At 67.6% G+C, this 13784-nt stretch carries 13 protein-coding genes; 4 read left to right on the top strand and 9 right to left on the bottom strand.

Going from position 1 to position 13784, the window contains the following annotated elements:
- The first annotated feature begins 20 nt into the window (after positions 1-20).
- A complete protein-coding gene (locus LDO27_RS15820; RefSeq protein WP_224042686.1) occupies positions 21-446 on the top strand; it encodes a hypothetical protein in 426 nt (141 codons plus the stop codon).
- On the opposite strand, the gene LDO27_RS15815 is transcribed toward LDO27_RS15820, so the two are convergent.
- From LDO27_RS15815 to LDO27_RS15780, 8 genes are all read right to left on the bottom strand, one after another.
- Positions 443-1429: a response regulator gene (locus tag LDO27_RS15815; RefSeq protein ID WP_224042684.1), complete on the bottom strand. Its 987-nt coding sequence runs from the start codon at positions 1427-1429 to the stop codon at positions 443-445. The two genes, LDO27_RS15820 and LDO27_RS15815, sit on opposite strands and share 4 nt — an antisense overlap.
- Positions 1426-2556 (bottom strand): hybrid sensor histidine kinase/response regulator, encoded by a 1131-nt coding sequence (locus tag LDO27_RS15810; RefSeq protein WP_224042683.1) that lies wholly within the window; start codon positions 2554-2556, stop codon positions 1426-1428. Before LDO27_RS15810 ends, LDO27_RS15815 begins: the two co-directional genes overlap by 4 nt.
- Before the next feature lie 7 nt (positions 2557-2563).
- Positions 2564-3895 (bottom strand): sensor histidine kinase, encoded by a 1332-nt coding sequence (locus tag LDO27_RS15805; RefSeq protein ID WP_222208394.1) that lies wholly within the window; start codon positions 3893-3895, stop codon positions 2564-2566.
- 58 nt (positions 3896-3953) lie between these two features.
- Positions 3954-5345: a class I SAM-dependent methyltransferase gene (locus LDO27_RS15800; protein WP_222208396.1), complete on the bottom strand. Its 1392-nt coding sequence runs from the start codon at positions 5343-5345 to the stop codon at positions 3954-3956.
- A gap of 384 nt (positions 5346-5729) precedes the next feature.
- Positions 5730-6320 carry a YceI family protein gene (locus LDO27_RS15795; protein WP_222208398.1) on the bottom strand — a complete coding sequence of 197 codons (591 nt, stop codon included), beginning with the start codon at positions 6318-6320 and terminating at the stop codon, positions 5730-5732.
- Positions 6321-6399: 79 nt separating this feature from the next.
- Positions 6400-6969, bottom strand: coding sequence for a YceI family protein (locus LDO27_RS15790; protein WP_224042681.1), 570 nt, complete (start codon positions 6967-6969; stop codon positions 6400-6402).
- A 98-nt stretch (positions 6970-7067) separates the two neighbouring features.
- Complete coding sequence (locus LDO27_RS15785; protein ID WP_222208403.1) at positions 7068-7658, bottom strand: cytochrome b; 591 nt, start codon at positions 7656-7658, stop codon at positions 7068-7070.
- Positions 7659-7858: 200 nt separating this feature from the next.
- Positions 7859-8812: a LysR substrate-binding domain-containing protein gene (locus tag LDO27_RS15780; protein ID WP_224042679.1), complete on the bottom strand. Its 954-nt coding sequence runs from the start codon at positions 8810-8812 to the stop codon at positions 7859-7861.
- A gap of 125 nt (positions 8813-8937) precedes the next feature.
- Here LDO27_RS15780 and LDO27_RS15775 point away from each other — a divergent pair, with 125 nt between their 5' ends.
- Both LDO27_RS15775 and LDO27_RS15770 read left to right on the top strand, forming a co-directional pair.
- Positions 8938-10200 carry a D-amino acid dehydrogenase gene (locus LDO27_RS15775; RefSeq protein ID WP_224042677.1) on the top strand — a complete coding sequence of 421 codons (1263 nt, stop codon included), beginning with the start codon at positions 8938-8940 and terminating at the stop codon, positions 10198-10200.
- Positions 10201-10311: 111 nt separating this feature from the next.
- Complete coding sequence (locus LDO27_RS15770; protein WP_222208409.1) at positions 10312-11223, top strand: glutamate/aspartate ABC transporter substrate-binding protein; 912 nt, start codon at positions 10312-10314, stop codon at positions 11221-11223.
- 111 nt (positions 11224-11334) lie between these two features.
- On the opposite strand, the gene purB is transcribed toward LDO27_RS15770, so the two are convergent.
- The gene (gene purB, locus LDO27_RS15765; RefSeq protein ID WP_222208411.1) at positions 11335-12711 is read right to left on the bottom strand and encodes an adenylosuccinate lyase; all 1377 of its coding nucleotides are present in this window, start codon (positions 12709-12711) and stop codon (positions 11335-11337) included.
- Positions 12712-13109: 398 nt separating this feature from the next.
- Between purB and LDO27_RS15760 the strand changes: the two genes are divergently transcribed.
- Positions 13110-13724 carry a glutathione S-transferase C-terminal domain-containing protein gene (locus LDO27_RS15760; protein ID WP_222208413.1) on the top strand — a complete coding sequence of 205 codons (615 nt, stop codon included), beginning with the start codon at positions 13110-13112 and terminating at the stop codon, positions 13722-13724.
- Positions 13725-13784 lie beyond the last annotated feature (60 nt).

Genomic DNA, 13784 nt, shown 5'->3' with positions numbered 1-13784 from the left:
ACGAGCAGGAGTCCCAACGCATGATTGCCATCGTCTCCCCGTCCGTGTCGTTCCTGGACAGCCTGGAGTTTCTGCTCGCCGATCGCTATCCCAACCGCAGGTTCCGCGCCTTCGGCGACGCCCGCGCCTTCGTCGAGGCGAGTGCGCCGGGGACCGTGACGATGGTGGTGGACCACCATCCCCCGTTCGTGGACTGCGAACGCTTCTGCCATGCGACGCGCGCCATCTGCCTGAACCTGGTGCTGCTGGTCAACGAGAACCTGCGGCCGCAGGAGCTGGCCTACCTGCAGCAGTATGCGGCGGACATGATCCTGCAGAAGCAGTCGCGCCAGTTCGTCGACGACCTGATGGCCGCGCTGGCGCGCCATGCGCGCCCCGGCGAACCGGAACTGTCTTCGCCGCCGCGCGCGCGCGGACACGTCGGCGCGGCCAAGTCCTCTTCCTAGAACTGCTCGATCCAGACCGCCAGCCGGTCGGCCGGAAACTCGGCGCCGCGCTGGCCGGCGCGCAGCAGCACCGCGCCGCCCTCGCGCACCGCGTGCAGCGCGCCGCCGCTCTCTTCCAGCCACAGCAGGCTCGCGAGCCACGCGGCATGCGCGGCGGACACCGGCTCGCCTACCGGGCCGGCGAGAAATTCGGCCAGTGCACGCCCGTCCGTGGCCACCAGTTCGACGCCCTGATGACGCAGCGGACCGGCGGCGGCCTGCGCCACCACGGCGAGCGGATCGGCACCGGCCGCGCCACGCTGGCGCAGCGCGCCCAGCTGGGTCGCCACGGCGTGGCCGAACTCGCCGCCGCGCCGGCTCTCCGCGCCCACCAGATCCGCATAGTCCATCCGCAGCCAGTCGGGCTCGGGGTTGTCCACGCCGGCCAGCGCGGCGGTGGACAGATAAGTCTCGAGCGGCTGGAAGCGCCCGGGGCCGACCAGCGCGATGCACAGCGCCTGCAGCGTGCCGATGCGGCCGGCCAGCGTCTGGCGCTGCACCACGCTCAGCTTCTCGCGGATCAGCTGGTCGCGCTCCTTGCGCAGCCCGGCAATCTCCAGCGCCTGCTTCAGCTCCATGCGCAGCGCGGTGATGTCCCAGGGCTTCTTGATATAGCGGTGGATCTGGCCTTCGTTGACCGCCTCGACGGTGTGCTCCAGCTCCGAATAGGCGGTGGTCAGGATCCGCACGATGTGCGGATAGCGCTCGCGCGCGTAGCGCAGCAGCTCGTTGCCGTACTCCCCCGGCATGCGCTGGTCCGACACCAGCACCGACAGCGTGTCGCCGTGGGCGTCGAGCAACGCCTTGCCCTCCTCGACCGAGCCGGCAGTGATGACCGGCGCCAGCGCGCCGATGGCCCGCTGGAAGTACTTGACCGCGGTGGCCTCATCATCGACGAACAGAATCGCCGGGGGCGACGCCTGGTTGGTGGTCGCATCGTTCATCGATCGCTCCTATGCATTCGACTCTTGGTATTGGGAAAATCCAGCGTCACGGTGGTACCGGCGCCCGCCATCGACTCGACACGGATGCCACCGCCAAAAGACTGCATGACCCGATTGCAGAAGATCATGCCCAGGCCATTGCCGCCGGCCGCGGCGTGCGTGGTGACCGGATCGACCAGCAGGCGCTCCATCACGTCGGGGCGGATGCCGGGACCGTTGTCGGCGATCCGGATCGCGGGCTCCGGCTCGGCCTCGACGACAAAGCGCAGCCGCGGTTCGGCCTGGCCCGCCAGTGCGCGCAGCGCATTGCTCATCAGCGATGACAGCACCAGCGACACGCAATTGGGCAGCGTCTGCACCGGGAAGTCGCCCAGCACTTCCACCTCGATCCAGCCGCGCTGCGCCCCCTCGAACGGATAGCTGTCCAGCAGCGCGGCGATCAGCCGCCCGGCCGTGACCTCGTGCTCGTCGCCGGCCGCCAGCGGACGTCCGCCATTGCCGCGCACCGATTGCAGGAACGACGAGATCACCGCCAGGCAATATTGCGCGTTGCTCTGCATCGCCGCGGCGGCCTGGCCGATCTCGGCCTGCCGCTGCGCGTCCAAGTCGGCGGCGCTGCGGCTCTCGACGCCGCGCGCGAAGTTGGCGATCGCAGCCAGCGGCGTGTTCAGTTCATGTGCGAGAAAGGCGAGCGTCTCGTCGATGGCGATCAAACGCTCCCGCCGCGCCAGCCGCTCGCGGTAGCGCTCGTGGGCGAGCTCCAGCACGTCGCGCACCGCCTGCACGCCCAGCGGCTTCTCGAGGATGCGGAACACCTCGCCGCTGTTGACGGTCTGCAGCAGCATGTCCTTGTCCGCATAGGCCGTCACCAGCAGGCGCACGATCTGCGGATACTCCTGCGCGACCTGCCGCAACAGGTCGCCGCCGTTGCGGCCGGGCATGCGGAAGTCGGTCACCAGCACCGCGACCCGGGCGCCCTCGCGCGCGAGCAACGCCATCGCGGCGTCCGCGCCGTCCGCGGTCAGCACCTCGTAGCCCGGGCCGGCGGCACGCGCGAAGTACTTGCACGCCATGTCCTCGTCGTCGACGTAGAGCACGGTTAGCCGGGATTGCCTGACATCGCTCATCGCGTCCTCATTCCGCCGGTGGCAGATCGAAGCTGAAGGCCGTCCACTGGCCCAGCTCGCTTTCCGCGAACAGCAGGCCGCCGTGCCGCTCGATCACCGCATAGCTGATCGACAGTCCCAATCCCAGGCCCTGGCCCACGTCGCGGGTCGTGAAGAACGGCTCGAACACCCGCGCCAGGTTTTCGGTGGCGATGCCCGGACCGTTGTCGCGCACGGTCAGATGCAGCCGGCCATCGCGCCACTCGCCGCGGGTATGGATGGCGGGCGCGGCGGTGCCGGCCTTGCGCATGGCCAGCGCCGCGTTGGAGAACAGGTTGATCAGCACGCCGATGATGGCGGCCTCGTCGCCGAGCACCAGCGTGTCGGCCGGCAGCTCGCGGGTCATCTGCACCCCGCGCAGCTCGTGCGCGGTCAGCCGCGTGGCCGAATCGAGCGCCTTCTCGAACAGGAAGGGCTGACCCTCCGCCTCCGCGCCGGGCTTGCGATAGGCGAAGGTCTTCAGGTCCGAGACGATATGCTGGATCCGCTTCATGCCATCCTTGGCGTCCACCAGGCATTCCTGCAGCGCCGGCTCCTTCTTGGCCGCGGGCTCCTCCATGGCGACCTCGACCGCCATCAGGCAGAAATTGACCGGGTTGTTGACCTCGTGCAGCAGGCCCGCCGCCAGCGTGCCGATGGCGGCCATCTTTTCCTGCTGCAGCATCTGCCCCTTGATGTCGATCAGCTTGCGGTTGATGCCCTCGAGTTCGGCATTCTTGCGCGTGACCTCCGCCTTCAGCGTGAAGAGCATGAAGCGGGCGCGCTCGTTGAAGAAGGTGTACACGGCGCTGGCGGCGGCCGCGAACAGGATGAACAGCGAGTTCAGGATAAAGGTGCCGACCGGCTCGATGCCCGCCGGATGCAGCAGGCAGGCCACCAGGTAGCACAGGTAGGAAATCAGCCCGAACACCAGGTTCTGGAACAGCCCGAACGGCAGCGCGATGCCGGAGGCGAAGATGGCCAGATACAGCCCGACGTAGTACGGCGAGGCGACGCCGTCGGTCTGCTGGATCATCCACGCGATCATGATCTGCGGCAGCAGCAGCCAGGTCAGCGTCAGCCACGGCACCAGGCGCCGGCCCGCGGCGCTGTACAGCGCCACTACGATGCCGGCGATCGCCAGCGACACCACGATGCGCGCGGCGGCGAACGGCCCCTGCCACTGCGGGTACTGGCCATAGTCCAGCCCCATGCCCAGCAGCACCAGCGCGATGGCCGTATAGGCGCCGCCCCGGCTGAAGGCCAGACGGAAGTCCGCCAGCTCGTTCTCGTACCCGGCGTAAAGTTGGTTGGTGCTCATCGGCGCTTTGTCAGAAGTGATCCAGGCTCGGGCGCCGCCAGGGCGCCGCATCCGGGCATCACGCGATGGTCGCTTCGGCGAAGACGTTGACCCCGGTGGCGTCGACGTAGAGCTTGTGCGCGCTGGAGTTCTCGGGCAGCAGCGCTTCCATCCTCGCCTCGTCGCGATAGATCAGGTACCACTCCAGCAGATGCTCCATGCCGAATTTCTCGGGGTTGTCCGAATGGACGTTGGTCACCAGCAGCTCGCCCTGGGGACGGGTGCGGGCGGCGAAATAGCTCAGCAGGCGCGCGCAGACCTTGTCGGACAGGTAGTCGAACAGGCCCGCGCAATAGACCGCGTCGAACTCGCGCAGGCTTGGATCGCCCGCCGAGATCTTGCGCTTGAGCAGCTCATGGACGGACTGGTGCAGCATCTCCACGGCCACCTTGCGGCCGGCGCCGGTGGCGGCGCGCTCGATGGAGGCGCGGGTGTATTCGAGCGTCTCCTCGCTGAAGTCCACCAGCTGGAACGACAGCAGTTCGGGGTTGGGGTACTCGCGCACGAAGCGCTGGATCTCGAAGGCCGGGCCGCAGCCCACGTTCAGCACGCGGTACGTGCGCCCGGCCGCGCGCGCGGCGTCGGCCTGGCGCGACAGGAAGTCCACCAGCAGATCGATGCGGTTGCGGTGCGCCGTGGCCACCGCCGCCTTCAGGAAGGCGGTATTGACGATCTGGAAGTAGGTGGTGGGCCCCTGCTGCGGATCGCTCAGGATCTGGTTCACCATTTCGTAGTCGCCGGCATAGCCCAGCGGCTTGGTGAAAGTGCGATACACGAACGGCGCGCGCAGCAGCAGCGGATGCAGCGCGGACTGGGCGTAGGTGCGGTGCACCGGGGCGATCTCCGGGTCGACGCGCTCGGCCTCCGCCTCCAGCCGGTCCAGGTAGGTCTTGACCTTGACCATGATGGGCGTGGCCAGCTCGGCGAACACGTCCTCGCGCAGGCGCCCGTCGGTCTTGGGCAGGTTCTCGGTCAGGTCCACCTGCTCGACCCAGCGCGACACCTCGGACAGGAAGGCGCGCATCTCGTTGACCACGATCTGGTAGTCGCGCCGGATATTGAAGCGCGCGTCCCAGTCGTTGACGAACAATTCCGCCTCGCGCCCCACCGAGCGGGGCTCGTTCGGCAGGTCGCTCAGCTCGCGCCACTCGTCGATCAGCGTCAGCGATACCACCGCGGTCAGGCCGGTATTGACCAGGCTCATCACCACGGCCTTGCCGAGGTAGGCGTTCTTGGTGCCGATACGCACGCTGAGCTCGCTCAGCACCTCGCTGACCTGGACGATGGAGTACGGGTTGTAGACCTCCATCACCAGCGACTTTCTCTGCAGGTTGATGATCGTACCTCGCACCTGCTCGCCCTGCGAGTTGCGGAAGCTGACCACCGGATCGATTTGCGTTTGGGAGTACACAGTTAGGCGCCAGGGGAAATCCGAAGTATGCGGGCTGACACGCGGGTGGCCATGCCACGGCGGTCAGGCTTGGCGAGCGGCAAGGGCCGCGACCGGTCGGCGGTGGGCGAAGCGCGACGACGAAATCAGGACATAGGGATGGGGCCTGTGGCGGCCTCGGAACGTCAGGGTTGGGGGCTTGCCGCACGGCCGGCGGCACGAACGGCGCGCGCGCCTTGCGGCAAGGACTGCCGCGCCGCGCAGCATAAGTCGCACCGATTGTACTGTGCGAGTCCCATGCGGACAACGGCCCCGGTAACCGTCGCGCCGCACCAAAGAAAAAGGCCGGGTTCGCCGACGAACCCGGCCTTGCCGGTACTGCCCGCGCCGCGGGCGGCGACCCGATCAGTCGGCGCGCACGCCTTCGACCTGGATGGCCAGCTTGACCTCGGGCTTGAAGCCCATCTTGACGCCGTAGTCGACGCCGAAGTCGGTGCGGTTGAAGGTGGCGAACGCATCGGCGCCGCACGCTTCGCGCTTGAGCATCGGATGCTGGATGCACTTGAACTCGCGGATCTCCAGCTTCAGCGGCTTGGACACGCCGCGCAGCGTCAGCACGCCGTCCACCTCGGTCGGCACGTCGCCGGCGAACTTGGAGAACTTGCCCTTGTAGGTGGCTTCGGGATAGGCCTGCGCGTCGAAGATGTCCGGGCTCGTGGCGTGCTCGTTCATCTTGTTGTGGCCGAAGTCGATCGAGGCGGTATCGATCTTGATGTCCAGCGTGCCGGTCTTGGCCGCACGGTCCAGCGTCACCACGCCGCTCGACTTGTTGAACTTGCCGCGCCACTTGGACAGTCCGCCCAGGTGATCGGCCTCGAAGCTCGGGTAGGTATGGCTCGGGTCGAGGTTATAGGTCACCGCGGCGGCCGAGGCGGCGCCGGCGGCGAGGGTGGCCGAGGCGGCGGCAAGGGCGAGAACGAGGGAACGCAGGGTCATGGGTGCTCCGGAAAATCGTGAATGAATGGGGGTGAACCAACAGCAATCGACGGCGCAACGGCGGCTGCCCGCCGCGGCCTTACTTCTTCGCCGTGACGATACGGAATTTGATCTGGACGTCGTCGGCGACGACCGACGTGTCCTTCCAGTCGCCCTCGCCGATGTTGAAGGCAGTGCGCTTGATCGGCAGCACACCCTCGAAGACCTGGCCGGCGCCTTCCTGGCGATAGGTCGCGGGCACCACGACGTCGACCGTCTTGCCCTTGATGGTCAGCTTGCCGGTCACGTCGTACTTGCCCGCGGCGCCGTTGCGGATGCCGGTCGACTGGAACACGGCCTTTGGAAAACGCGCGGCGTCGAACCAGTCGCGGCCTTTGACTTCCTTGGTCGTGGCCGCGTCGCCGATCTCGAAGCTGGCGACGTCGATCTCCACCTTGGCGCTGGACGTGGCCAGCCTGGCGGGATCGAAGTCGACCGCGGCGTCGAACTTCCTGAACTTGCCCTCCATGGGAACGCCGATCTGGCGCGCCACGGCCGTGACCGAGCTCTTGGCCACGTCGACCTGCGCCGACGCGATATTCGCGGTGATGCCGGCCGTGGCCAGCGCGGCCGCGGCCAGCCACATGCCGGGTCGGTTGATACGTTGCATCCAATACTCCTTGCAGATTGCCGGCGCCGCGCGAGCTTTGACCCGGGCGCCAGGATTCGGAAACGGGTGCGCATGCCGGGGCATTCCCGGCATGCCGACTACTTGCCTGACTTCAGGAACGGCAGCATACGTCCCAGCGTGCCGTCGCGATCGACGGCATGGTGCTTGACCGCCGCGGCCGCATGGACGGCGACGATGGCCGCCATCAGATAGTTCAGCCAGATGTGGGCCTGCTTCAGGACCTCCTTGGCCGTGTCATTCGGCTCGATCAGCACGGGCAGCGGCCAGACGCCCAGGTACACCACCGGGACGCCGGCCGACAGGCTGTAGAAATAGCCGGTCACCGGCACCACGACGATCAGCGCGTACAGCAGCCGGTGCACCGCGTGGGCGGCCGTCGCCTGCCAGGCCGGCGTGCCGGCGGCGACCGGGGGCGCGGCATGGGTCAGGCGCCACAGCACCCGGATCAGCGCCAGCGCGAACACCGTCACTCCCAGCCATTTGTGCCACGAGTACAGCTTCAGCTTGGTGGGCGTGAAGCCGGGAATGCCGGTCATGTACAGGCCCAAGGCGAAGGCCCCGAGGATCAGCAGCGCGACGATCCAGTGCAGGCCGATGGCGGTCGCCCCGTAGGCGTGGGGTGTGCCGGCGGCGGGCTGCGAAGGGGACGGCGAAGTTGGCTGACGCATCGATAACGGTTCCTGCGCGGGGGCGCTTCATATTCTTTGTCGGTCGCGCCGGGGCAGCCAACGATGGCCAGGCGCTCCGGCGTGCTCGTGAACGAGCGGATGGTCGCATTATTGTGCTTCCCAAGGCGGCCGGGAAGCCCCCATCTTCACTGACATATTCAAACCGATTGAACATGCCGCGGTGGCCCCGGCCCGCCGGCTCACTTCAGTGCATGGTCGAAGGTCACGGCGGGCGCTTCGAGCCGCGACGGCAGGCTGGCGCCCCGTTCCGCGGCGGCCAGCCTGAACTGCTCGCGCATGTCGTCCGCCAGGCTGGAAATGCCCCGGTGGCTCGCACGCAGCATATGGATCTCGAACGCCAGGGCCGGTTGCAGGTCGTGCAGGCTGACCCGGTCCGCGGGCGCGCCCAGCGCCGTGAACTGGTCCAGCACGGCCAGTCCCAGCCCGCTCTCGACCAGCGAGAGCGCCAGCGAATACGTCTGGACCTCGAGCGTGGAGCGCGGTTCCAGCGCGTTGCGCGCCAGCATCTGCCGCACCAGCAAACCCAGCGAGCTGTTGTCGTCGTAGTCGATAAAGGCCCGGTCCAGCAGCTGCCGCATGGGCACGCGGGCCCGCCGGCCGCCACCGGGCAGCGGCTGCTCGCGCGGCACCGCCAGCAGCATCCGGCCGGTAGCCACCGGCTCGCCGTCGATGGCCTCGTGCCGCGGCGGCGCGAAGGCAAAACCAAGATCCAGTTCGTTGCGCAGCAAGGCCTGCACGATCTCGTCGGTATGGTGGGTCAGCACCTGCACCTGGGTGTCCGGATGGCGCGCGCAGAAGCGGCGGACCGCGGGCACCAGCAAGGGCGCCGCCAGGCTGGGCGTGGCCGCCACGCGCAGCCGCCCCGCGCCCTTGTGGCGCAGGCTCTCCGACACCCGCCGCACCCGCTCGATCTCCCCATATAGCCGCTGAACATCGCCATACAGCGCCACCGCCTCCGTCGTCGGCTGCAGCCGGCCCTTGACCCGGTCGAACAGGCGGAAGCCGAGCGAGGTCTCGGCATGCTGCAGCACGCGGGTGACCACCGGCTGGGAGATATGCAACAGCCGGGCCGCCTCCGTGACGGTGCCGGTCAGCATCACGGCGCGAAACACTTCGATCTGGCGTAGTCGCATGGTGACAAGGTTAGGGAGTCGATGCCGGACACTATAGCCTGAAGACATGGATCCGGACGTCTTCGCATTGGGCAGCCGAAGCCCGCTCCGCTACGCTGGCGCCCATCACATTGCAAGGGCAGCCAATGAAGGTCGTCATCATCGGAGCAGGCGTGGTCGGCATGACCACCGCGTGGCGGTTGGCCAACGACGGGCACGAGGTCACCGTCATGGAACGCCGCGACGGCCCCGGCCTGGAAACCAGCTTCGCCAACGGCGGCCAGTTGAGCTACAGCTACGTGGCCCCCCTCGCCGGCCCCGGCGTGCTGTCCAAGGTGCCGGGCTGGCTGCTGCGGCCCGACTCCCCGCTACGCTTTCGCCCGGGCCTGGATCCGGCCCAATGGCGCTGGCTGCTGCAATTCGTGCGGTCTTGCACCAGCGCCGCGAGCGACGCCACCACGCGCAGGCTGTTGCGACTGGCCTTCTACTCGCGCGACCTGATGCAGGCGTTCGCCGCCGACCACGCGATCGATTTCGATCTGGCCCGGCGCGGCAAGCTGATCGTGCACCGCGATCCGGCGGCATTCGACGCCGCCCGCCGGCTGCTGGACTTCCAGGCCACGCTGGGCTGCGAGCAGCAGGCGCTGGACCGCGCCGCCACGGTCGCGCTGGAGCCGGCGCTGGCCGGCATCCGCGACCAGATCGCGGGGGCGATCTTCACGCCCAGCGAGGAAGTGGCCGACTGCCATCGCTTCTGCGTGGGCCTGGCACGCTTGCTGCAAGGCAGGCCCGGCGTCGCCCTGCGTTTCGGCACCGCGGTGCAGGCGATCGAGCGCCAGGGCGGACGGGTCAGCGGGGTACGCACCGAACGGGGCCTGGAAGCCGCGGATGCGGTGGTGGTCGCGGGCGGCATCGGCAGCGTGGCGCTGCTGCGCCCGCACGGGCTGCGGCCGCCGCTGTGGCCGCTGAAGGGATACAGCATCACCGTGCCGGTCAGCGATGGCGCCAGCGCGCCGCATATCAGCGTCACCGACTCGGCCCGCAAGATCGTCTATGCCCGCATCGGCAATACGCTGCGCGTGGCCGGCATCGCCGACCTGACCCGGCCCGACACCCGCATAGACGCGCGCCGCGCCGGCACGCTGCTGGCCGAGACGCGCGCGCTGTTCGGCGGGCTGGCGCGGCACGCCACGCTGGACCAGCTGCAGCCATGGGCCGGCCTGCGTCCGGCCACGCCCAGCGGCCTGCCGCTGGTGGGGCAGTCCCGCGTGCCAGGGCTCTGGCTCAACATTGGCCACGGGGCGCTCGGATTCACGCTGGCGATGGGAAGCGCCGGCCTGCTCGGCGACGCCATGGCCGGACGGCAGCCGGCGGTGCAGGCACAGGATTACAGCGCGGCGCTGGCATGAGCCTGCCGGCGCCCGGTGTGATGGCCGGGGATGGGTCTTACCGTATTGACCCGGCAACGATTCAGTAGCAAATGAGGTAGCGAGCCGTTCCACCACCAGGAGAGCAATAACATGAAGCCGTTCCACATTACCAAGGGGTCCGTCCGTCAACTGCTGTGCACCGCGGTGGCGCTCGCCGCGGCCGCGACGGTGCAGGCCCAGGAAACCGACACGCTCAAGAAGATCAAGGACACCGGCGTGATCTCGCTCGGTTACCGCGAGTCCTCGATCCCGTTCTCGTACACCAACGGCCGCGAGGTAATGGGCTACTCGCACGAGATCATGCTGGCCATCGTCGACAAGGTGAAGTCGCAGCTGCAGCTGCCGAACCTGCAGATGAAGCTGACGCCGATCACCTCGCAGAACCGCATCACGCTGATGCAGAACGGCACCATCGACCTGGAGTGCGGCTCGACGACCAATAATCTGGAGCGCCAGAAGCAGGTGGCGTTCTCCAACAGCATCTTCGTCTACGGCATCCGCATGCTGGTGCGCAAGGATTCCGGCATCAAGGACTTCCCGGACCTGAAGGGCAAGAACGTGGTGACCACTGCGGGCACCACCGGCGAGCGCCTGCTGGTCAAGATGAACGGCGAGAAGGGTACGCAGATGAACCTGATCAGCACCAAGGACCACGGCCAGTCGTACCTGACGCTGGAAACGGGCCGCGCCGTCGCCTTCGTGATGGATGAGCCGCTGCTGTACGGGGAACGGACCAAAGCCCGCAATGCCGAGGACTTCATCGTGACCGGCACGCCGCTGCAGACCGAGAACTACGCCTGCATGCTGCGCAAGGACGATCCGGCGTTCAAGAAGCTCGCCGACGACGTGATCGCCGACATGATGAAGTCCGGCAAGGCGGAGCAGCTCTACACCAAGTGGTTCCTGAAGCCGATCCCGCCGCGCAACATCAACATGAACTACCCGATGCAGGCTGAGATGAAGGAGTTGTTCGCCAACCCGAACGACAAGGCGTTCCAGTAAGAACATCGTGGGGCGGCTCGAATGGCGCCCCGGCGGGTCTGGTTCCCTCTGCCCGTGCGGGGAGAGGGAAAACCAGTGCGGGCGCGACACGCCCGCGACATGCTTTACCGCTCAGATACGCTCGGCCAGATCGACGGCCTTGCCGATATAGCTGGCCGGCGTCATCGCCATCAGCAGCGCCTTGGCATCGTCCGGAATCGCCAGGCCGGCGATGAAAGTCTGCAGCGCCTCCTGGGAGATGCCCTTGCCGCGCGTCAGCTCCTTCAGCTGCTCGTAGGGATTGGGCACGCCGAAGCGGCGCATCACCGTCTGCACCGGCTCGGCCAGCACTTCCCAGCAGTTGTCGAGGTCCTCGTTCAGGCGGTCCGGATTCGTTTCCAGCTTGCCCAGGCCGCGCAGGCAGGCCTCGTAGGCGAGCAGGCTGTAGCCGAATGCCACACCCATGTTGCGCAGCACGGTCGAATCGGTCAGGTCGCGCTGCCAGCGGGACAGCGGCAGCTTCTCCGACAGGTGGCGCAGCACGGCGTTGGCCAGGCCCAGATTGCCTTCGGAGTTCTCGAAATCGATCGGGTTGACCTTGTGCGGCATGGTCGAGGAGCCGATTTCGCCCGCCTTGGTCTTCTGCTTGAAGTATCCCAGCGAGATATAGCCCCAGATATCGCGGTTCAGGTCCAGCAGGATGGTGTTGGCGCGGGCCACCGCGTCGAACAGCTCGGCCATGTAGTCGTGCGGCTCGATCTGGATCGTGTACGGATTGAACGTCAGGCCCAGGCGCTGCTCGATCACCTGCTGCGAGAACGCCTCCCAGTCGAAGGTGGGATACGCCGACAGGTGGGCGTTGTAGTTACCCACGGCGCCATTCATCTTGCCCAGCAGCTCCACGCGCTCGATGCGCTCGAGCGCCCGCGCCAGCCGCGCGGCGACATTGGCCATTTCCTTGCCCAGCGTGGTGGGACTGGCCGGCTGGCCGTGCGTGCGCGAGAGCATCGGCTGGCGGGCATTGAGGCGGGCCAGCTCGACCAGGCGGGCGTGGACGCGGCGCAGCGCGGGCACCAGCACGCCGTCGCGCGCGCCCTTGAGCATCATGCCGTGCGAGGTGTTGTTGATGTCTTCCGAGGTGCAGGCGAAGTGAATGAATTCGCTGGCCGCCTCCAGTTCCGCGTTGCCCTTGACCTGCTCCTTGAGCCAGTACTCCACCGCCTTGACGTCGTGGTTGGTGACCGCCTCGATCTCCTTGATGCGGCCGGCATCCGCTTCGGAGAAGTTGTCGACCAGCGCGAGCAGCGTGGCTTCGGACTCGGCCGAGAACTTCGGCATGTCCGGCAGGCCGGTGCGCGCCAGCGCGATCAGCCAGTGCACCTCGACCTTGACGCGGTTGCGCATGAAGGCGGCCTCGGACAGCCATTCACGCAGCGCATCGGCCTTGGAGGCATAGCGGCCATCGATGGGAGACAGGGCGGTAAGCGGCGAAAGCGGGGACGAGGACATGCTGGGCTACTGGAGGGATGGGACGGACGGAAAGGCCGGCAGGAACCGGTAAGGCGCCATGTGGGCAGCGATACCAGGCCGACACCGGGGTCGACGCGAACGCAAGAAAGAGACGGATCCGGCGCTCGAAGCGGCGGTCCGGCGCGCGGAAAGCGGGGATTTTACCACCCGCTTCGCCGGCCCGGGCACTCGTCGCACACACCGTCTATGCGGCGCGACGACCGGCGTCCCGGCACGTACACCGCGCGCCGGACCACCATGTCCCGCGGGTATACTCCGGGGCACCATCCGACAGCCTGTTACGAAGTGCATTGGGCCGGCGGCGGCGCGCGTTCCGGCGCCAGTCCGCCCGTGCCACGGAGCGCCGATGCACTTCATAACGAGCTCAAGGGGAGAACATGAAGCTGTATGCATCGCATACCAGCCCTTACGCGCGCAAGGTGCGCGTCGTGATGGCGGAGAAGAAGATCGATTGTCAGGTCATCGAGGAGAACGTCTGGTCGGCCGACACCGTCATCGGCCAGTACAACCCGCTGGGCAAGGTGCCTTGCCTGGTGATGGAGGATGGCGGCGCGGTATTCGATTCGCGCGTCATCGTCGAGTACGTCGATACGCTGACGCCGGTCAGCCGCATGATTCCCCAGAGCGGTCGCGAACGGCTGGAGGTGCGCTGCTGGGAGGCGCTGGCCGACGGGCTGCTGGACGCCGCCCTGCTGGTCCGGCTGGAAAAGACGCAACGCGAGGAAGGCGAGCGCAGCGAGCGCTGGGTCCAGCGCCAGCTGGGCAAGATCGACGCGGCGCTGGTCGCCATGTCGAACGGACTGGCGGACCGCCAGTGGTGCGCGGGCAACCACTATTCGCTGGCCGACGTGGCGGTGGGTTGCGCGCTGGCCTATCTGGATTTCCGCTTTCCCGAGATCCCCTGGCGCGAACGGCATCCGAACCTGGCCGTGTTCCAGGACAGGATCAGCAAGCGCCAGTCGTTCATCGATACGGAACCGCCGCGCGGCTGAGGCGCAGCGGCCTTCGCGGGATGCAATGAAAAGGGCTGGTTCCCGCGACGCGGGAACCAG

Origin of the sequence: Cupriavidus respiraculi, from assembly GCF_914271545.1 — a bacterium.
Lineage (GTDB): Bacteria > Pseudomonadota > Gammaproteobacteria > Burkholderiales > Burkholderiaceae > Cupriavidus > Cupriavidus respiraculi.
The sequence above is the reverse complement of the archived record's forward strand: the minus strand, read 5'-3'. Positions and strand labels throughout refer to the sequence as shown.

Coding starts and splice junctions, on each gene's coding strand:
- LDO27_RS15820 (WP_224042686.1), top strand. CDS start 21: ATGATTGCCATCGTCTCCCCGTCCGTGTCGTTCCTGGACAGCCTGGAG.
- LDO27_RS15815 (WP_224042684.1), bottom strand. CDS start 1,429: ATGAACGATGCGACCACCAACCAGGCGTCGCCCCCGGCGATTCTGTTC.
- LDO27_RS15810 (WP_224042683.1), bottom strand. CDS start 2,556: ATGAGCGATGTCAGGCAATCCCGGCTAACCGTGCTCTACGTCGACGAC.
- LDO27_RS15805 (WP_222208394.1), bottom strand. CDS start 3,895: ATGAGCACCAACCAACTTTACGCCGGGTACGAGAACGAGCTGGCGGAC.
- LDO27_RS15795 (WP_222208398.1), bottom strand. CDS start 6,320: ATGACCCTGCGTTCCCTCGTTCTCGCCCTTGCCGCCGCCTCGGCCACC.
- LDO27_RS15790 (WP_224042681.1), bottom strand. CDS start 6,969: ATGCAACGTATCAACCGACCCGGCATGTGGCTGGCCGCGGCCGCGCTG.
- LDO27_RS15785 (WP_222208403.1), bottom strand. CDS start 7,658: ATGCGTCAGCCAACTTCGCCGTCCCCTTCGCAGCCCGCCGCCGGCACA.
- LDO27_RS15780 (WP_224042679.1), bottom strand. CDS start 8,812: ATGCGACTACGCCAGATCGAAGTGTTTCGCGCCGTGATGCTGACCGGC.
- LDO27_RS15775 (WP_224042677.1), top strand. CDS start 8,938: ATGAAGGTCGTCATCATCGGAGCAGGCGTGGTCGGCATGACCACCGCG.
- LDO27_RS15770 (WP_222208409.1), top strand. CDS start 10,312: ATGAAGCCGTTCCACATTACCAAGGGGTCCGTCCGTCAACTGCTGTGC.
- purB (WP_222208411.1), bottom strand. CDS start 12,711: ATGTCCTCGTCCCCGCTTTCGCCGCTTACCGCCCTGTCTCCCATCGAT.
- LDO27_RS15760 (WP_222208413.1), top strand. CDS start 13,110: ATGAAGCTGTATGCATCGCATACCAGCCCTTACGCGCGCAAGGTGCGC.